At 71.2% G+C, this 17,783-nt stretch carries 19 protein-coding genes and 1 rRNA gene (1 of these 20 only partly in view); 16 read left to right on the top strand and 4 right to left on the bottom strand.

Annotated elements, in window-relative coordinates; translation table 11 throughout:
• Positions 1-34 precede the first annotated feature (34 nt).
• Together Aiant_RS10125 and Aiant_RS10120 are read left to right on the top strand one after the other, a co-directional pair.
• Entirely contained in the window at positions 35-817 is a 783-nt protein-coding gene (locus Aiant_RS10125) for a CAP domain-containing protein (protein ID WP_189333461.1), read from the top strand.
• A gap of 12 nt (positions 818-829) precedes the next feature.
• Positions 830-1,384 (top strand): TetR/AcrR family transcriptional regulator, encoded by a 555-nt coding sequence (locus tag Aiant_RS10120; RefSeq protein ID WP_189333462.1) that lies wholly within the window; start codon positions 830-832, stop codon positions 1,382-1,384.
• On the opposite strand, the gene speB is transcribed toward Aiant_RS10120, so the two are convergent.
• The gene (gene speB, locus Aiant_RS10115; RefSeq protein ID WP_189333463.1) at positions 1,349-2,383 is read right to left on the bottom strand and encodes an agmatinase; all 1,035 of its coding nucleotides are present in this window, start codon (positions 2,381-2,383) and stop codon (positions 1,349-1,351) included. The two genes, Aiant_RS10120 and speB, sit on opposite strands and share 36 nt — an antisense overlap.
• 329 nt (positions 2,384-2,712) lie before the next feature.
• Between speB and Aiant_RS10110 the strand changes: the two genes are divergently transcribed.
• Genes Aiant_RS10110 through Aiant_RS10100 form a run of 3 tightly spaced genes read left to right on the top strand, consistent with a single transcriptional unit; the run spans position 2,713 to position 4,438 of the window.
• Positions 2,713-3,159 (top strand): type II toxin-antitoxin system PemK/MazF family toxin, encoded by a 447-nt coding sequence (locus Aiant_RS10110; protein ID WP_189333464.1) that lies wholly within the window; start codon positions 2,713-2,715, stop codon positions 3,157-3,159.
• Between the two features lie 26 nt (positions 3,160-3,185).
• Complete coding sequence (locus tag Aiant_RS10105; RefSeq protein WP_189333465.1) at positions 3,186-3,758, top strand: hypothetical protein; 573 nt, start codon at positions 3,186-3,188, stop codon at positions 3,756-3,758.
• A 20-nt stretch (positions 3,759-3,778) separates the two neighbouring features.
• Positions 3,779-4,438 carry an adenylate kinase family protein gene (locus Aiant_RS10100; RefSeq protein WP_189333466.1) on the top strand — a complete coding sequence of 220 codons (660 nt, stop codon included), beginning with the start codon at positions 3,779-3,781 and terminating at the stop codon, positions 4,436-4,438.
• Between the two features lie 618 nt (positions 4,439-5,056).
• Here Aiant_RS10100 and Aiant_RS10095 read toward each other — a convergent pair.
• Positions 5,057-6,439, bottom strand: a complete 1,383-nt coding sequence (locus Aiant_RS10095; protein ID WP_189333467.1) for an MFS transporter — start codon at positions 6,437-6,439, stop codon at positions 5,057-5,059.
• A gap of 72 nt (positions 6,440-6,511) precedes the next feature.
• Between Aiant_RS10095 and Aiant_RS10090 the strand changes: the two genes are divergently transcribed.
• The 9 genes from Aiant_RS10090 to ptsP all read left to right on the top strand — a co-directional run bounded on the left by Aiant_RS10090 (position 6,512) and on the right by ptsP (position 14,369).
• Positions 6,512-7,417: a LysR family transcriptional regulator gene (locus Aiant_RS10090; protein ID WP_189333468.1), complete on the top strand. Its 906-nt coding sequence runs from the start codon at positions 6,512-6,514 to the stop codon at positions 7,415-7,417.
• A gap of 237 nt (positions 7,418-7,654) precedes the next feature.
• Positions 7,655-8,416, top strand: coding sequence for a DeoR/GlpR family DNA-binding transcription regulator (locus Aiant_RS10085; protein WP_189333469.1), 762 nt, complete (start codon positions 7,655-7,657; stop codon positions 8,414-8,416).
• Positions 8,413-9,354, top strand: coding sequence for a 1-phosphofructokinase (gene pfkB, locus Aiant_RS10080; protein ID WP_189333470.1), 942 nt, complete (start codon positions 8,413-8,415; stop codon positions 9,352-9,354). The genes Aiant_RS10085 and pfkB overlap by 4 nt, the downstream gene beginning before the upstream one ends.
• 157 nt (positions 9,355-9,511) lie before the next feature.
• On the top strand, positions 9,512-10,675 hold the full coding sequence (locus tag Aiant_RS10075; protein ID WP_189333471.1) for a PTS transporter subunit EIIC: 1,164 nt from the start codon (positions 9,512-9,514) through the stop codon (positions 10,673-10,675).
• Between the two features lie 12 nt (positions 10,676-10,687).
• Positions 10,688-10,996 (top strand): PTS sugar transporter subunit IIBC family protein, encoded by a 309-nt coding sequence (locus Aiant_RS45575; protein WP_189333472.1) that lies wholly within the window; start codon positions 10,688-10,690, stop codon positions 10,994-10,996.
• Positions 10,989-11,432 carry a PTS mannitol transporter subunit IIA gene (locus Aiant_RS10070; protein ID WP_189333473.1) on the top strand — a complete coding sequence of 148 codons (444 nt, stop codon included), beginning with the start codon at positions 10,989-10,991 and terminating at the stop codon, positions 11,430-11,432. Before Aiant_RS45575 ends, Aiant_RS10070 begins: the two co-directional genes overlap by 8 nt.
• A complete protein-coding gene (locus tag Aiant_RS10065; protein WP_189333474.1) occupies positions 11,429-12,469 on the top strand; it encodes a zinc-dependent dehydrogenase in 1,041 nt (346 codons plus the stop codon). The genes Aiant_RS10070 and Aiant_RS10065 overlap by 4 nt, the downstream gene beginning before the upstream one ends.
• Before the next feature lie 9 nt (positions 12,470-12,478).
• Complete coding sequence (locus tag Aiant_RS10060) at positions 12,479-12,754, top strand: HPr family phosphocarrier protein (protein ID WP_189333475.1); 276 nt, start codon at positions 12,479-12,481, stop codon at positions 12,752-12,754.
• Positions 12,747-14,369 (top strand): phosphoenolpyruvate--protein phosphotransferase, encoded by a 1,623-nt coding sequence (gene ptsP, locus Aiant_RS10055; protein ID WP_189333476.1) that lies wholly within the window; start codon positions 12,747-12,749, stop codon positions 14,367-14,369. Before Aiant_RS10060 ends, ptsP begins: the two co-directional genes overlap by 8 nt.
• Here the strand turns inward: ptsP and Aiant_RS10050 are convergent.
• Together Aiant_RS10050 and Aiant_RS10045 are read right to left on the bottom strand one after the other, a co-directional pair.
• A complete protein-coding gene (locus Aiant_RS10050) occupies positions 14,362-14,826 on the bottom strand; it encodes a hypothetical protein (RefSeq protein ID WP_189333477.1) in 465 nt (154 codons plus the stop codon). The two genes, ptsP and Aiant_RS10050, sit on opposite strands and share 8 nt — an antisense overlap.
• Before the next feature lie 31 nt (positions 14,827-14,857).
• Positions 14,858-15,610 carry a polyphosphate kinase 2 family protein gene (locus Aiant_RS10045; protein ID WP_189333478.1) on the bottom strand — a complete coding sequence of 251 codons (753 nt, stop codon included), beginning with the start codon at positions 15,608-15,610 and terminating at the stop codon, positions 14,858-14,860.
• A gap of 81 nt (positions 15,611-15,691) precedes the next feature.
• On the opposite strand from Aiant_RS10045, the gene tyrS reads away from it, so the two are divergent.
• The gene (gene tyrS / locus Aiant_RS10040) at positions 15,692-16,927 is read left to right on the top strand and encodes a tyrosine--tRNA ligase (protein ID WP_229830741.1); all 1,236 of its coding nucleotides are present in this window, start codon (positions 15,692-15,694) and stop codon (positions 16,925-16,927) included.
• A gap of 576 nt (positions 16,928-17,503) precedes the next feature.
• Positions 17,504-17,783 (top strand): 16S ribosomal RNA (locus tag Aiant_RS10035); it runs 1,234 nt beyond the window's last position.

The raw sequence follows: 17,783 nt of genomic DNA, 5'->3' as shown, positions 1-17,783 counted from the left end.
TCGTCCCCTGCCCGACTCACCGAGGTGAATATCCGTGTCGCTCTCCGCTGCCGCCCGTCTCAGATACACCCTGGTGGCGGGCTCGACAGCCGTGGTCATCGGCGCCGGCTTCATCTCCGCCGGCATCTTGCAGCGCCCCTCGGCCGACCCGGTCCCGCAGTCCGCGGACGTCCCGCTCGCCGCCGCTGCCGCCCCCAGCGGTGACGCCGGGCTGCCGGCGGCCGGCGACCCGCTGCCGTCGTCCACCCCGTCGCCCGCGAGCAGCCGGACGACCTCACCCACCCCGCGGGCCACCGTCAGCAAGAAGGCCGCCACCACCCCGGCGACCACGCGGAGCACCACGAAGGCGAAGAAGACCACCGAGGCGGTCCCCGACTCCACCGTCCCGGCCACCGCGGACACCATCCTCGACCTGGTGCTGGCTCACATCAACCAGGCCCGCGCCGACGAGGGGCTGGCCGCGCTCACCCTGGACACCAAGCTCTCCAAGGCGTCCGCCATCCACAACCAGCTGATGATCGACGGCTGCGGCCTCTCGCACCAGTGCCCCGGCGAGGGCGGCATCGGCACCCGGTTCAGCGCCCAGGGCGTCTCCTGGAGCAGCGCCGGCGAGAACATCGGTTACGGCTCCAGCGGCAGCAGCGCCGCCGACAAGGTCAAGGCGGCCAACGGCCTGACCGACTCGATGCTCGCCGAGGTCGCGCCGAACGACGGTCACCGCAAGAACCTGCTCAGCAAGAGCTTCACCAAGATCGGGCTGAGCGTGGTGCGGGACGGCAAGGGCATCACCTGGATGGTCCAGGACTTCGTCGGGTGATAGACATGCCCGGTGAGGCGGTCCGCGGCTAAGCGCGTTGAGGTCCTGGCGGCGGCCGGTGAGGTGGTCGCCGCGCGCGGTGCGGACGCCACCCGGTTCAGCGACGTGACCGCCGCGACCGGCGTCGGCGTCTCCACACTCCAGTACTACTTCGGCACCCGCGAGGACATGCTCATCGCGGTCTTCCGGCACGCCGCCGAGCGCGAGTTCGAGCTGGTCGGCGAGAGCCTGGCCGGCCTCACCGACCCGTGGGAGCGGCTGCTGGCGATCGCCCGGCACCTGGGCAGCGACCTCTCCTGGCGGCTCTGGGTGGAGAGCTGGCGCTGGGCGTCCCGCGACGCCGAGGTGCGGGCCGACGTGCTCGCCGACTACACCCGCTGGCGGGAGCTGATCGCGGCCAACATCGAGGCGGACGACCCGATGCGGGTGGCCCGCCAGGTGCTCGCCCTGATCGACGGGCTGGCCCTGCCGGTGGTGCTCGGCGACCCGGACGTCGACCGGGCCGCCGCGAACGAGCTGCTGGAGGACGCGTTAGCCCGGCTGCTGGGTCGTTCCCCGGCCCTCTAGCAGCGGCGTCGACCGCTTCCAGCGCGGGCCGTCGCCGTCCTTGCGCCGCCGCGCCATCCCGGAGAGCGCCTCCAGGACCACCCGGTTGCCCAGCATCGCGGTGATCTCGGCGTGGTCGAACGGCGGCGACACCTCGACGATGTCCATCCCGACCACCGGCAGCTCGTGGCAGATCCGGGAGACGCTGTCGAGCAGCTGCCGGGCGGTGAAGCCACCCGGCTCCGGGGTGCCGGTGCCGGGCGCGTGGCCCGGGTCGCAGACGTCGATGTCGACCGAGAGGAAGACGCCGTCGCAGCCGTCCATCGCGATCTCGAACGCGCTGTCCAGCACCGCGTCCAGCCCACGCTCGACGATCTCGCTCATGTGGAACGAGTTCATCCGCTGGTCGGCCATCCAGTCCAGGATCTCCGGGCCGGGCCAGTAGCCGCGCAGGCCTAGCTGGAGGAACCGGTCGCCGCGGACGGCGCCCGACTCGATCAGCCGGCGCATCGGCTGGCCGTGGCCGTAGAGCGAGCCGAACTCGATGTCGCCGGTGTCCGCGTGCGCGTCGAAGTGGATCACCGAGATCCGCTGGGGGGTGTGCGCGCTCGCGACGCCGGCGACGTCCGGCCAGGTCACCGTGTGGTCGCCGCCCAGGATCAGCGGGATCGCGCCGTGTTTGGCGATGAAGCCGACGGCCTCCTCGATGGTGGCGCAGCTGCGCTGGATCTCGCCGCTGAACACCTCCAGGTCGCCGGCGTCCTTGACGGTCAGGTCCGGGCCGAGCGCGTCGACCCGCATCGCCATGTGCGGGCGGGAGCTGTCGTGCGCCAGGTAGTCGGTGCCGCGGATGACCTGCGGGCCGAACCGGGCGCCGGGGCGGTGCGAGGTGCCGCCGTCGAACGGGGCGCCGATGATCACCACGTCGGCGTCCTGATAGGTCGACGGCTCCCGCCAGTCGCAGTCGGGGACTCCGAGGAACGTGTAGTCCGGCCCGAACATCGGTCCATAGCGCGTCATGTTCTGCATCCTTCCCGGCTGGCGGTGTCGCCGGGGACTGTATCGTCATACTGTATGGCCGTACAGTTTGGGTGAGGCCGTAAGGTTCAGCGGTGCTCGAATTGCTGAAATCCCTCCTGCGCCGGATCCTCGGCGAGCCGGCTTCGCGACCCGCCGCGCGCTCCCACCGTTCCGAGCCGTCCGCACCCGCCGCGCGGTCCCACCGTTCCGAGCCGTCGGCACCCTCCGCGCCGCACGCACCCGCCGCGCCGTCCGCGCCCCCGCGGTCGCGCGCGCCGCGGAAGCCGGCGGCCCCGCCCGCAGCGCCTGCCGCGCCCTCGCGCCCGCGCGTGTCGGACAAGCCGGCCGCTCCGCAGTCCCGGGTCCCACGCCCGAGGCCACCCCGCCACGTCCCCACCGAGCACCACAGCTCCCGCACCATCGCCTACGCCCCCGACCTCGACGGCGACGCCGACCCGGGTGAGATCGTCTGGACCTGGGTCCCCTACGAGGACGACCCCAGCCAGGGGAAGGACCGTCCGGTCCTGGTCGTCGGCCGGGACGGCGCCACCCTGCTCGGCCTGATGCTCTCCAGCCAGAGCGACCGCGACGGCCAGCGCAACTGGCTCGCGCTCGGGGCCGGCGAGTGGGACCGCACCCAGCGCCCCAGCTGGATCCGCCTGGACCGGGTCCTGGAGGTCGAGGAGGACGGCATCCGCCGCGAGGGCGCCATCCTGGACCGGGCCCGGTTCACCCGGGTGGCGGCCACGCTCCAGCGGGATTACGGCTGGGCATAACCGGACAAGCGGCTAGCGTTGCGGACATGGAAAAGGACGTCATGGCCGGTTTCGGCGGCAAGCAGGCCTGGATCGCGGTGGCCGGCCGCGACCAGGGCGCGGTCCTGACCGCTCTCGGCCTGCGCGACCTGGGCCCGGTCCGCTGGCGCGACGGTCTCGATCTGGCGCACCTGACCGGCGACCGGGTGGTGGTCACGCCGCCGCTGCCCGGCGCCCGGGACACCCTCTGGGTGCTCGCCGCCGGTCACTGGCTGATCTCCCCGGGCCCGGACGTGGTGGCGCTCTCCGCGGAGCTCGGCACCGAGGTGCAGTATTTCGCGACCCACCGGGTAACCGAGTTGCATCGATGGCAGCGCGCGGTGGAGGGTGATCTTGTGCGGGCCTTCGGATACGTGGGGCAGACCGGCGAGGTCACCTCGTGGTTCGGCGAGCCCGGTCCGGCCGAGCGCGAGGCGGGCCTGCCTGGCACGCTGGACGACGAGTCCACGGTGCTGGTGGCCGAGCGCGACGTGTTCCGGGTGGCCGGCGCCTGGAGCATCGACCCCACCACCCTGACCGGTCCGGCGCCCGGCCCGCTGCGCGTCGGCGCGGCCGGCTGACCGGCGAGGAGGCCGTCCACATGCGCAAATACGTGATCATGGGAGTTCAGGGCAGCGGCAAGGGCACCCAGGGCCAGCTGCTGGCCCGGGACCTGGACCTGGTGCACATCAGCGTCGGCGACATCTTCCGCTGGCACGTGCGCAACCACACCAAGATGGGCGCCCAGGTCCGCCGGATCATGGCGGCCGGCGACCTGGTCGGCGACGATCTGGTCGAGTCGGTCGTCCGGGACCGCCTCGACGAGCACGACTGGAACTTCGGCTTCGTCATCGACGGCTTCCCGCGCAACGGCCGGCAGGCCGAGTTCTTCATGGAGTCCTACGACCTCGACGCGGTCATCCACCTGGAACTCCCCGACGACGAGGTGCGCCGCCGCGTCCTGAGCCGCCGCCTCTGCCCGAACTGCGGCATGGACTACAACCTGATCGCCGACCGCCCGGAGCAGGAGGGCCGCTGCGACATCTGCGGCCACGAGCTGGTCACCCGCGCCGACGACACCCCGCAGGCCCTGGAGGCCCGCCTCCGCGACTACCACGAGAAGACCCGCCCGGTCCTGGAGCTCTTCCAGCGCAAGGAGGTCGTCCACGACGTCGACGGACGGCCCCCGGTCGACGAGGTCCAGTCCGCCATCCGCAAAACCCTCGGCCTCCCGCCCTACGTCCCCGCCCAGGACCACTGAAACCCTCTTTCGGTACGCCCTGAGCCCCACCCACCCGCATTTCCGCGCCCCCTCCCGCCGGAGGCGCCCGGCCGCTGTCGTGGGTCGCGGGTGGCCAGCGGCGGCCCCGATTCCCGAGCCGCCCATCCCACCCCCCGCAGTACCCCGCCCTGCCCAGCCCCGCCCGGCGCTCGCAGCCGTTGTCCGGCCGGATACGGCGCGCAGCGCCAGCCAAGGTTGTCGGGCTGGCGCTCACGGCCCTATCCGAGCCCGGGATAGGGCGGTCTGGGCCAGCCAAGGTTGTCGGGCTGGCGTTCACGGCCCTATCCGAGCCCGGGATAGGGCGGTCTGGGCCAGCCGGGGTTGTCGGGCTGGTGCTCACGGCCCTATCCGAGGCCGGGATAGGGCGGTCTGGGCCAGCTGGGGGTGTCGGGCTGGTGCTGGTGGTCCTGTGTGGGGTCGGGTTGGGGCGGTCTGGGCCAGCTGGGGGTGTCGGGCTGGTGCTGGTGGCCCTATCCGAGGCCGGGTTAGGGCGGTCTGGGCCAGCTGGGGGTGTCGGGCTGGTGCTGGTGGCCCTGTCCGAGGTCGGGATAGGGCGGTCTGGGCCAGCCGGGGTGCATACGCGGGGTGGCGGGGGCTTTAGGCCGGGACTGGGTCGCGGTCGCGGGCCGGGGCGGGCCAGGTGATCACCACGAGGACGGCGGCGACGGCGAGGACGGCGGCCAGCACCCGATAGCCGACGGTCAGGCCGGCCAGGAAGTCGGCGGGGGAGCGCAGCGCGTGGTGCGCGGTGAGGATGGTGCCGATCAGCGCGACACCGAGGGCCGCACCCACCTCACGGGCGGCCGAGTTCAGCCCGGAGCCGAGCCCGGCGCTGCCGGCCGGCAGCCCGGCCAGGATGCCGCCGGTCAGGGCCGGCGCGCACAGTCCCATGCCGGCCGCCATCAGCAGCAGGTAGCCCGCGTAGACCGGGTACGGCGTCCCGGCGTCCACGGTCGACAGCAGGAGCAGCCCGGCCACGATGGCGGCGAGCCCGGTCCCGATGACCGGGCGAGGGCCGTATTTCTGGGTCAGCGGCACCGCCCGGCGCGAGACGACACCCATCCCGATCGCGAGCGGGCCGATGGCCAGGCCGGTGAGCAGCGTCGAGTATCCCTTGACGTCCTGGAGGAACTGGGCGTTGACAAAGAAGAGGCCGAACAGGGCGAAGAACGTGGCGCCGACACCGAGCGCGCCCGCGCGTACCGAAGGAATCGTGAAGATCCTGGGGTCGAGCAGCGGCTTGCGGGAGCGCAGCGCATGCGCGGCGAAAGCGGTCAGCACGAGCAGCCCGGCGGCGAAGGAGGCCAGCACCAGGGTGTCGGTCCAGCCGCGCACGGGGCCCTCGATGATGCCGTGGAGGACGGCGAACAGGCCGCCGGTGAGCAGCGCCGTGCCGATCGGGTCGACCGAGGCGTCGTGCCGGGGAGCACGCGGGACGTAGAGCGCGACGCCGGCCACCAGCAGCGCCGCCACCGGGACGAAGGTCAGGAACAGCGCCGGCCAGTCGAACCACTGGAGCACGGCGCCGGCCACCAGGTTGCCGACCATGCCGCCGAAGCCCATGCAAGCGGTCCACAGGGCGATCGCCTGCGGGCGGCGCTCCGGCCGGGTGGCGTGCAGCAGCAGGGCCAGGGTGGCCGGCTGGGCGAGCGCCGCCGCGACCCCGCCGATCGCCCGGCCCGCCTGGAGCACCGCGACGTTCGGCGCGAGGGCGCTGACCAGGTTCGCCGCGCCGAACAGCGCCAGACCGGCGAGCAGCACGCCTTTGCGGCCGTATCGGTCGCCGAGCGCGCCGGCCGGGATCAGCAGCCCGGCGAAGGCCAGCACGTAGGCGTCGACGATCCAGACCAGGTCGCTCGCACCGGGGTGCAGGTCGCTCGCGGCGAGCTGCGGGATGGCCAGGTTGATGCCCGCGACCAGCGACTGGAGGACCAGCACGGTCAGGCACATCAGGACCAGCGTGGAGTTCTCACGTCTCATGGCAGCGACGCTAGGATCGGCCATATCTAACGTCAAATGCATGCTTCACAACGGAAGGTTGCGTCGGACGCAATGAATCTGGACCTGAACTTGCTGTTCGCCCTGGACGCGCTGCTGGAGGAGGGCAGTGTCGGCGGCGCGGCCCGGCGGCTGCACCTGTCCGAGCCGGCGACGAGCCGCGCGCTCGGGCGGATCCGGGCGGTGCTCGGCGATCCGGTGCTGGTCCGCTCCGGGCGGCAGATGGTGCTCACGCCGCGCGCGCAGGAGCTGCGCACCGAGGTGCACGCGCTGGTCGAGCGGGCCCGGGCGGTCTTCACCCCGCCCGGTCCGCCGGACCCGGCCACGCTGCGGCGGGTCTTCACCGTGCTCGCCGACGACGTGGCGGTCGCCTTCGGCCCGGAGTTGCTGGCCCGGGTGCAGGCCGCGGCGCCCGGCGTCACGCTGCGCTTCCTCGGCGAGGACCCGGCGGCCGACGGCGAGGCGCAGCTGCGGGACGGCCAGGCCGACCTGGACATCGGCGTGGTGGTGGACGCGCCGCCGGAGATCGTGGTCGAGCCGCTGTTCACCGACCGGATGGCCGCCGTCGTCCGGGCCGGGCACCCGCTCGCCACCGGTGCGCTCACCCCGGAGCGCTACGCCGCGGCCGTCCACGTCAGCGCGTCCCGCCGGGGCAGGCTCACCGGGCCGATCGACGAGGCGCTCGCCGAACTGGGGCTGACCCGGCAGGTCGCGCTCGCCGTCCCGACCTTCGGCGCCGCCCTGGTGGTGGTCGCCCGGACGGATCTGGTGGGCCTGATGCCGTGGCGGCTCGGCCGGCACGCCATCGAGGCGCTCGGCCTGGTCGCGCTCGACCCGCCGGTCGCGCTGCCGGCCAAGGAGATCGCGATGGCCTGGCACCGGCGTTACGAGGCCGACGGCGCGCACCGCTGGCTGCGCGACCGGGTCCGGGAGACCGTGACCGGCCTCGCCGCCGAGTGACCCCCGGGTGTGCCCGGAACCCACGCGCGCACCCCATCGGCCAGGCAAAAACCAACACAACCAGGCATTCATGATCCTCTAGATCGCTACGTCGGGTGCGCCCGTTTCACGTAATACACCGCATTTGTCGACAAGAATCTCGCCGGTAAGGAGACCGAAATCTCTTTGACATATTGCGCTCGGGCAGAAGCGGGCGTAAACAAAGACAAAGCAAAATCAACGGCTGGACGGTGAGCGATGTACGCGGAGGAGCGGCAGCAGGAGATCGTGCGGCGCGCCCGCGCCGAGGGCCGGGTCGACGTGGTCACGCTGGCGGACAGCTTCGCGGTCACCGCCGAGACGATCCGGCGCGACCTCACGGTCCTGGAGCGGGCCGGGGTGCTGCGCCGGGTGCACGGTGGAGCGATCCCGGTCGAGCGGCTCGGCTTCGAGCCCGCCCTGGCCACCCGCGACGCCGTGCTGATCAGCGAGAAGGAGCGGATCGCCAAGGCCGCGTTGGCCGAGGTCCCGGACGAGGGCGCGATCATCCTGGACGCCGGGACGACGACCGCCCGGCTGGCCCAGTTGCTGCCCGCCGACCGGGAGCTCACCGTGGTGGTCAACTCCCCGGTGCTGGCCGCGATGCTGGGCATCAAGCCGAACCTGACGGTGCTGCTGCTCGGCGGCCGGGTCCGCGGCAAGACGCTGGCCACGGTGGACGACTGGGCGCTGCGGCCACTGTCCGAGATGTACGTCGACGTGGCCTTCATGGGCACCAACGGCTGCACCGTCGAGCGGGGCATGACCACCCCCGACCCGGCGGAGGCCGCGGTCAAGCGGGCGATGATCGCCGCCGCCCGCCGGGTGGTGCTGCTCGCCGACCACACCAAGATCGGTAACGACTATCTGGCCCGGTTCGGCGGCGTCGCCGAGCTGGACCTGCTGATCACCGACAACGGGCTGGACCACGAGCTGGCCGCCGAGGTCGAGTCCACCGGCGTGCGGCTGGTCCAGGCATGATCCTCACCGTCACGCTCAACCCCAGCGTCGATCGCGCCCTGGAGGTCGACGCGCTGGTCCGCGGCGAGGTGCTGCGGGCCGTCGGGTCGCACATCGATCCGGGCGGCAAGGGGGTCAACGTCTCCCGGGCGCTGCTCGCCAACGGCCTCAAGTCGACCGCGGTGGTGCCGGCCGGCGGCGCCGAGGGCGAGCAGCTGGTCGACCTCCTCAAGGGGGAGGGCGTCGACATGCTGGCCGTCCCGATCGTCGGGCGGACCCGTTCCAACATCACCCTGGCCGAGCCGGACGGCACGGTCACGAAGATCAACGAGGCCGGGCCGGTGCTCTCGGCCGCCGAGTTCGCCGAGGTCAGCGACGCGGTGCTGACCGCCGCCCGGTCGAGCGACTGGGTGGTGATCTGCGGCAGCCTGCCGCCCGGGCCGTCCGTCCCGGCCTTCGCGGCACTCTGCGAGCGGCTGGTCGCGGCCGGTGCCCGGCTGGCCGTCGACTCCAGCGGCCCCGCCCTGCTCGCCGGGGTCGACGCCGGTGCCACCCTGGTCAAGCCGAATCGGGAGGAGCTGGCCGAGGCGGTCGGCCGCGAGCTGAGCACCCTGGGCGACGTCGTCGAGGCCTGCGCCCGGCTGCGCGCGGCCGGCGCCGGGACGGTGCTGGCCAGCCTCGGCGCGGACGGCGCGGTCCTGGTCGAGGAGTCCGGCGTGCTGGCCGGGACGTCGCCGGTGACCGTGCCGCGCAGCACCGTGGGCGCGGGGGACGCGCTGCTGGCCGGGTTCCTCGCGGCCGGCGCGCGCGGCGAGGCCGCGCTCGTCGAGGGACTCGCCTGGGGCGCGGCCGCGGTGAGCCTGCCGGGCAGTCGCATGCCAGGACCACAAGACCTTGACCGTACGACGGTACGGCTCGACGCCCGGCCGGATCTGTCCCGTCCGCTCGGGCGCGGCTGAGGGCGTACCGGAAAGCGGCGAGCGCAAGCGGAAGCGGCCGTGAGGTCGCGGACGACGGCTACCCGGAGCGATCCGGATTTATCCCTACTAAGCGGTATGAACCTGGCTTTTCACTGCGGGGGCGCGTCACGGCCCCAGTAATCGAATGGAGATCTCAATGGCCTCTACATACACCCCCGAGGTCACCGGGACCAGCTTCCGTGCCCGGGTGCAGAAGCTCGGTGGCTACCTGGCCGGCATGGTGATGCCCAACATCGGCGCGCTGATCGCCTGGGGCCTGATAACGGCGATGTTCATCCCGGTCGGCTGGATACCGAACGAGAACCTCGCCCAGCTCGTCGACCCGATGATCAAGTACCTGCTGCCGGTGCTGATCGGTTACACCGGCGGCCGGATCGTGCACGGCCAGCGTGGCGCCGTGGTCGGCGCGATCGCCACCTTCGGCGTGGTGGTCGGCGCGGAAGTGCCGATGTTCCTCGGCGCGATGATCATCGCCCCGCTCACCGCGTGGGTCCTGAAGATGTTCGACAACGCGATCGACGGCAAGGTCAAGCCGGGCTTCGAGATGCTGATCGACAACTTCTCGGCCGGCATCATCGGCGCGGGCTTCGCCATCCTCGGCAAGCTCACCATCGGCCCGGTGGTCAGCGCGCTGACCAAGGCGGCCGGCAACGCCGTCGACTGGCTGCTCGACCACAGCCTCATGCCGCTCGCCTCGATCCTGGTCGAGCCGGCCAAGGTGCTGTTCCTGAACAACGCGATCAACCACGGCGTGTTCGGCCCGCTCGGCGTGCAGCAGGTGCAGGAGCACGGCAAGTCGATCCTGTTCATGATCGAGTCGAACCCCGGCCCCGGCCTCGGCCTGCTCACCGCGTTCCTGTTCTTCGGCCCGCGAGCACTGCGCCCGACCGTCCCGGCCGCGATGATCATCCAGTTCCTCGGCGGCATCCACGAGATCTACTTCCCGTACGTGCTGATGAAGCCCCGCCTGATCCTCGCGATGATCGCCGGCGGCATGTCCGGTGTGGCCACCTTCATGATCACCGGGACCGGCACCGTCGCCACCCCCGCGCCGGGCAGCATCTTCGCCTACTTCGCGGTGACCGCGAAGGACGGATACGTCGGCATGATCCTCGGCGTGATCATCTCGGCCGCGGTCACCTTCGGGGTCGCCGCCGCCCTGCTCGGATTCGGCAAGCTCAAGTCCGACCAGGAGCCGGAGGAGGTCGCCGAGGAGGCCGTCGCCGACGAGGCCATCCTGGCCGCCGAGACCGCGGGCACCCAGCACCCGGCCGCCGCCCCCGCCAAAGAAACCGCGTAAGGAGAGCCCGTCATGGCCACCATCAACGGCAAGGACATCCACAAGCTGGTCGTCGCCTGCGACGCCGGCATGGGCAGCAGCGTCATGCTCGCGAGCACGCTGAAGAAGCAGCTCGGCAAGACCGGCGTCACCGTGGAGCACACCCCGGTGAACTCCATCCCGGCCGACGCCGACCTGGTGGTCTGTCACAGCGGCCTGGCCGCCCGGGCCCGCTCGGTGGCCCCCGGCAAGCCGATCGTGCCGTTCACCATCTTCCTGGGCGACCCGGCGGTCACCAAGGTGGTCAAGGCCATCCAGCAGGGCACCGACCTCAATGTCTGAGCTGCTGGACCGGCGGGCCATCCGACTGGCCGAGACGGCGGCGGACCGCGACGACGCGATCCGCCGCACCGGACAGGCACTGGTGGAGATCGGCGCGGTGGAACCCGGCTACGTCGACACCATGCTCGCCCGCGAGCGGTCGATCTCCACGTATGTCGGTGAGGGCGTCGCCATCCCGCACGGCACCCTCGGCGGCAAGGACCTGGTCAACCGGGACGCGTTGTCGGTGCTGCGCTTCCCGGACACCGTGGACTGGGACGGCGAGCCGGTGACCCTGTGCGTCGGCATCGCCGCCAAGGGGGACGGGCACGTCGAGCTGCTCGCCGCCCTCGCCGAGATCCTGCTCGACGAGGACCAGGCCCGCGAGCTGCGCGAGGCCACTGACCCATCAACGGTGATCCGGTTGCTCGGGTCGATCAAGGAGGAGTCCGAGTGAAGGTCGTGCGATTCCACGCTCCCGGCGACGTCCGCTTCGAGGACGCGCCGGAGCCCGAGGCCGGACCGGGCGAGGTGAAGATCCGGGTCCGGAACTGCTCCACCTGCGGCACCGACGTGAAGATCTCCAAGTTCGGGCACCACCACATCCACCCGCCGCGGGTGATGGGCCACGAGATCGCCGGCGAGATCGTCGCGGTCGGCGACGGCGTCGAGGGCTGGGCCGCCGGCGACCGGGTGCAGGTGATCGCGGCGATCCCCTGCGGGGAGTGCGACGAGTGCGTACGCGGCCGGATGACCATCTGCCCCAACCAGGTGTCGATGGGCTACCACTTCGAGGGCGGCTTCGCGCAGTACATGGTCGTACCGAAAGAGGTCCTCAAGGTCGACGGCCTGAACCGCATCCCGGCGAACGTCTCGTTCGCCGAGGCCTCGGTGGCCGAGCCGCTGGCCTGCGCGCTCAACGCGCAGAACCTGGCCCGGGTCGGTGACGGCGACGACGTGGTCGTGATCGGTTCCGGTCCGATCGGCTGCCTGCACGTCCGGCTGGCCCGGGCCCGCGGCGCCGCCCGGGTCTTCCTGGTCGAACTGAGCCGGCAGCGCCTGGAGATGGCCGCCGACCTGGTCAAGCCGGACGCGGCGATCTGCGCGGCCGAGGTCGACGCGATCGAGGCGGTCCGGGAACTCACCGGCGGGCGCGGCGCCGACGTGATCATCACGGCGGCGGCCTCCGGCAAGGCGCAGGAGCAGGCCCTCCAGATGGCGGCCCGGCAGGGACGGATCAGCTTCTTCGGCGGGCTGCCCAAGGACAAGCCGACCATCACCTGCGACTCGAACCTCGTGCACTACCGCGAGCTGATGATCATCGGCGCCAACGGCTCCAGCCCGGCGCACAACAGGCAGGCGCTCGACCTGGTCGCCACCGGCGCGGTCCCGGTCGCCGACCTGATCACCCACCGGCTTCCCCTTGACCAGGCGATCGAGGCGTTCGGCATCGTCGAGCGCGGCGAGGCCATCAAGGTCACCATCGAACCCTGAGGGGGTCTCATGTCCACGCGTACGGTCGCCGTCGGCTCCGCGAGCGGGTTGCACGCCCGTCCCGCCAAGATCTTCGTGGAGGCGGCCGCGAAGGCCCCGGTGAAGGTCACCATCCAGGTCGCCGGGAAGAAGCCGGTGCCGGCCAAGAGCATGCTGTCGGTGCTCGCGCTCGGCGCCAAGCAGGGCACCGAGGTGACCCTGGCAGCCGACGGCGACGGCGCGGAACAGGCGTTGAACGACCTGGCCGCGCTGCTCGCCCGGGACCTGGACGCCGACGATGCCTGAGAGCCTCTCCGGTATCGGGGTGTCCGCGGGTGTCGCCGCCGGTCCGCTGCTGCGGATCGCGGCGGCGCCGGCGCTGCCCGCTCCGGTGCCGGTGACCGATGCCGGGGCGGAGGTGGAGCGGGCGTACGCGGCCCTGGCCGAGGTCGTCGCGGACCTGGAGCGGCGAGCGGACCGGGCGTCCGAGGCGACCGTGGCCGAGGTGCTGCGGGCCGAGGCGATGATGGCCGGGGACGAGGAGCTGCGCGAGGCGGTCCGGGAGAACGTCGAGGAGGGCAGCGACGCGCCGCACGCGATCGACGCGGCGTTCGGCACCTTCCGGGAGATGTTCGCCGAGGCGGGTGGGTATCTGGCGGAGCGGGTCGCGGATCTGGACGATCTGCGGGACCGGGCGGTGGCGGTGCTGCTGGGGCTGCCGATGCCGGGGGTGCCGCAGCCGGGGCATCCGTTCGTGCTGGCGGCTCGGGATCTGGCGCCGGCGGACACCGCCGATCTCGACCCGGCGCAGGTGCTGGCGCTGGTGACGGAGGTCGGGGGGCCGACGAGTCACACCGCGATCCTGGCCCGGGCTCTGGGGTTGCCGGCGGTGGTCGCCTGCCGCGGGGTGCTCGGCATCCCGGAGGGCAGCCTGGTGCAGGTGGACGGAGCGTCGGGGCAGGTTGAGGTCGGCACCGAATTTTCCGTGCGTCGGGCGGAAAATCGCGTCATGACCGAAATATCCGGACCGGGGCGCACCTCCGACGGGCACGCGGTGAAACTGCTCGCCAACGTCGGCTCCGCCAAGAACGTGCCGGCCGCCGACCAGGCGCACGCCGAGGGCATCGGCCTGTTCCGCACCGAACTGCTCTTCCTCGACCGCACCTCCGAGCCCTCCCGGGACGAGCAGATCACCGCGTACCGGGAGGTCTTCCGGGCGATGGCCGGCCGCCGCGTGGTGATCCGCACGCTGGACGCGGGCGCCGACAAGCCGCTGCCCTTCCTGCATCAGGAGGGCGAGCCCAATCCGGCCCTCGGCGTGCGCGGACTCCGCGTGGCACGGCAGCGCCCACAGGTGCTCACCACCCAGCTCGCGGCGATCGCCGCGGCGGCCGGGGACACCGGCGCGGACGTCTGGGTGATGGCGCCGATGGTGTCGACGCTCGCCGAGGCGACCGAGTTCGCGGCCGCGGTGCACGAGGCCGGGCTGCCCCGGGCCGGCGTGATGATCGAAGTGCCGGCCGCGGCGCTGCGGGCGGCCGACCTGCTGCGGGTGGTCGACTTCCTGAGCATCGGGACGAACGACCTGAGCCAGTACACGTTCGCGGCCGACCGGATGTGCGGCGACCTGGCGGAACTGCTCGACTACTGGCAGCCGGCGCTGCTTCAGCTGGTCGGGATCTGCGGGGAGGCCGGGCGCGCGGCCGGCAAGCCGATCGGGGTGTGCGGGGAGGCGGCGGCGGACGCGGCGCTGGCGCCGGTGCTGGCCGGGCTGGGGGTGAGCAGCCTGTCCATGTCGCCTCGGGCGCTGTCCGGGGTGCGGGCGTCGCTGGCGCGGTATTCGTACGCCGAATGTCGCCGCCTCGCGGAGCTCGCCGTGGCCGCGCCGGACGCGGCCACGGCTCGCAAGGTGGTCAGTTGAAGGGGAACCCCGGGGGGAAATCGGCTGATAAATCAGACTCGTCGGTCATGAGGCGGATGACCTCGAGCGCCACCTTCGGCGTCCCCGGCGTGCCCTCCACCACGATGACCCGCTTCTTGGTGTCGTCCCGGTAGCCCGCCTCGATCCGGTACGTGTACCGGTTCTTGGTGGTGCCCGCCGGCGCGTAGCGAGGCCGCAACGACTGGAACGCCGGGCTGGAGGCCAGCCGCAGCACCTCCGCCTCGTCCCGGGAGGAGGCGCCGACCTGGGTGTACACCGACTGGCCGCCGTGCCTGCCCCCGGTGCGGACGACGACGACCGCGACCGCCCTCTTCGTGACGGGTTTGGCGACGGGGGCGGCGGCGGTCTGCGGCGCCGGCTCGGTGGCCAGCGCCGCCCCCGCCGTTCCCGCGACACCGGCCAGTACGGCGGTGAGACTCAGTACCAACTTACGCATGCGACCACAATATCGGGCATAAGGGTGCGAATCAGGCCAACGACGCGAGGCGCTTCTCCACCACCCGGCAGACCTCCTCCACCACCGCGAAGCGCGCGTACCCCTTGTCGTCCCCCGGGATCACGTGCCAGCGCGCCTTCGGCTGATCGGTACGCGTCACCATCTCCTCGATCGCCTCGGCGTACGCCTGCCGCTTCTCCCGGTTGCGCCAGTCCTCATCGGTCAGCTTCCACGCCCGCAACGGATCGTTCGCCCGGTCCTCGAACCGCCGCAGCTGCTCCTCGTCGGACACGTGCATCCAGAACTTGATCAGGATCATGCCCTCGGCGGTCAGCGTCCGCTCGAACTCGTTGATCTCGTCGTACGCCCGTTTCCACTGCTCGTCCGTGGCGAACCCCTCCACCCGCTCGACCAGGACCCGCCCGTACCAGGACCGGTCCAGCACAGCCATCCCGCCGAACCCGGGCAGCACGGTCCAGAACCGCTGCAGGAAGTGGTGCCGCTTCTCGTCGTAGGTCGGCGCGGCGAACTGCGCCACCCGCACGTGCCGCGGATCCAGCGGCGCGACCAGGCGCTTGATCGCCCCGCCCTTGCCGGAGGCGTCCCAGCCCTCGAACAGCACGCAGAGCGGAGGCCCGAGTTCCTTCTCCCCGACCTGCCCCTTGATCTGGCCGCCCAGGATCAGCCGCAGTCGCAGCAGCCGCTCCTGCGCCTCGGCCAGACGAGCCGCGGCCTTCTTCTTGCTGATCTCATGCGGTGGTTTCGCGCTACCCAGGTGACCCATCGGATCAGCATCCCCGAAACCCGGTGTGCCGCGCATTCGGCGGTGCGGGAGAATCCGTGCGTGACTCTCGTAGACGACCTGATGTGGCGTGGACTGATCCAGGACTCGACCGACCCCGACGAGCTGCGCAAGGCACTCGACGGCGGCTCGATCACGTTCTATGTCGGTTTCGACCCCACCGCCGCCTCGCTGCACGTCGGTCACCTCATGCAGGTCTGCACCGCGCGCCGGTTGCAGCAGGGCGGGCACAAGCCGCTGCTGCTGGTCGGCGGCGCGACCGGGCAGATCGGCGACCCGCGCGAGTCCGCCGAGCGCACGCTGAACCCGCCCGAGGTCGTCGAGGGCTGGGTGCGGCGCATCCGCGAGCAGCTCTCGCCCTTCGTCACGTACTCCGGCGAGACCGCCGCGACCCTGGTCAACAACCTGGACTGGACCGGCTCGGTCTCGGTCGTCGACTTCCTCCGTGACGTCGGCAAGCACTTCCCGGTCAACAAGATGCTGGCCCGCGACGTGGTGCGCAACCGGCTGGAGAGCGGGATCAGCTTCACCGAGTTCAGCTACCAGCTGCTGCAGTCCAACGACTTCTACGAGCTGCACGTGCGCCACGGGTGCCGGCTCCAGTTCGGTGGCTCCGACCAGTGGGGCAACATCACCGCCGGCGTCGACTTCATCCGCCGCCGCGGCGCCGGTCCGGTGCACGCCTTCGTCACTCCGCTGGTGCTCAAGTCCGACGGCACGAAGTTCGGCAAGACCGAGGGCGGCGCCGTCTGGCTCGACCCCACCATGACCACGCCGTACTCCTTCTACCAGTTCTGGATCAACAGCGACGACCGCGACGTCAGCCGCTACATGCGCTACTTCAGCTTCAAGACCCGCGAGGAGCTGGAGGAGCTGGAGAAAGCGACCGCCGAGCGCCCGCAGGCCCGCCTCGCGCAGCGTGCGCTCGCCGAGGAACTGACCGCTTTGGTTCATGGCGAGGAGGAGGCGCGGCAGGCGATCGCCGCCAGCCAGGCCCTCTTCGGCAGAGGTTCGCTGGACGAGCTGTCCGCCGACACGTTGCGCGCCGCTCTCTCCGAGGCAGGACTGCTTTCGGTACGCGGTGAGCTGCCGACCGTGGGCGCGTTGCTGAAGGAGTCGGGTCTCGTGGCGAGCGCGAACGAGGCCCGTCGCACGATCAGCGAGGGCGGCGCCTACCTGAACAACGAGCGCATCACCGACGGGGAGGCGACCGTGCCCGTGTCCGCGCTGCTGCACGGGAGGTTCCTGGTGCTGCGGCGGGGGAAGCGGACCTTCGCCGGCGTGGAGCTCTCGGCCTGATCCCGGAGTCCCGGTCCCCCGTTCGGGGGCCGGGATTCTTTCTTTCCCGGGTTGGCACGTGGCGTTCTGCCCGGGTTGCTCCTTTTATGGAGCCACCGATGATCGGCTGAAATGGCGCTGACCTGAGGTTTCGTGCTTTCCCGAGGGTGTGATGACGGTCGCTGGGCCCGGATTTGGTGTTGCTGGGAGCGGCGAGTAATGTTGTCCGAGCCGCCAGGGAGACGGGCGAGCGAACGGGACCTGAACGTGGGGCTCGGAGCGGCCGTCCTGACGGAACAACCCATCAAGATCGCATGGTCTACGGTCGTGCGGTTTTCTCGGTGTCGGTTGAATTCGGGTTGCGAAACGCGGATTTGACGTTCTGGGAATGGCGGGTAAAGTAGAGCGAGTGCCCCGGACGGCGGGCCGCGAAATGCGGTTTTCTGGATGGTGTGCGGTTGTTCTTTGAGAACTCAACAGGGTGCTTGAAAAGCCAGTGCCAATTATGGCAATACCCCGGCTGATCGCTTCGGTGGTCAGTGGGAGATTCCTTTGGCAACATTTTTTGTTGCCGGGATTCATGTTTTTCAACAGATTTTGTTGGAGAGTTTGATCCTGGCTCAGGACGAACGCTGGCGGCGTGCTTAACACATGCAAGTCGAGCGGAAAGGCCCTTCGGGGTACTCGAGCGGCGAACGGGTGAGTAACACGTGAGTAACCTGCCCCAGACTTTGGGATAACCCTCGGAAACGGGGGCTAATACCGGATATGACTCCTGGTCGCATGGCCGGGTGTGGAAAGTTTTTCGGTTTGGGATGGACTCGCGGCCTATCAGCTTGTTGGTGGGGTAATGGCCTACCAAGGCGACGACGGGTAG

The sequence above is a fragment of the Actinoplanes ianthinogenes genome, assembly GCF_018324205.1.
GTDB lineage: Bacteria > Actinomycetota > Actinomycetes > Mycobacteriales > Micromonosporaceae > Actinoplanes > Actinoplanes ianthinogenes.
This window is presented reverse-complemented; position numbering and strand designations above follow the sequence as displayed.